The organism is Oceanobacter antarcticus (assembly GCF_044962685.1).
Classification (GTDB): domain Bacteria; phylum Pseudomonadota; class Gammaproteobacteria; order Pseudomonadales; family Oceanobacteraceae; genus Oceanobacter; species Oceanobacter antarcticus.
The window spans coordinates 1-243 of the sequence record NZ_JBBKTX010000114.1 but is presented as its reverse complement, the minus strand read 5'-3'; the positions used below and the strand labels follow the sequence as shown (position 1 = coordinate 243).

The 243-nt window shown below is 46.5% G+C and carries 1 protein-coding gene; it reads left to right on the top strand.

Annotated elements, in window-relative coordinates:
• The coding region (locus WG929_RS21155) for an IS66 family transposase (RefSeq protein ID WP_416207644.1) at positions 1-243 on the top strand (243 nt) is incomplete at both ends.

Here is a 243-nt window from a genome sequence, read left to right as displayed (position 1 = left end):
CGAAAGGAAAAGTCAGTAAAGCCGACATGGCCGTGACAATGATCAAAGGACTGTACGTCATCGAAGCCGCGATTAAAGACCAACCAGCCGAACAGAAATATCAAATTCGACAAGAAAAAAGTCTGCCCCAGCTCAATAAACTCAGAGCATGGCTGGACAAAGCGTTGCAACAAACCCTGCCAAAAGGAAAAACCGGCGAAGCCTTAGCCTACCTCGATAAAAACTGGGACAAACTAACGGTCT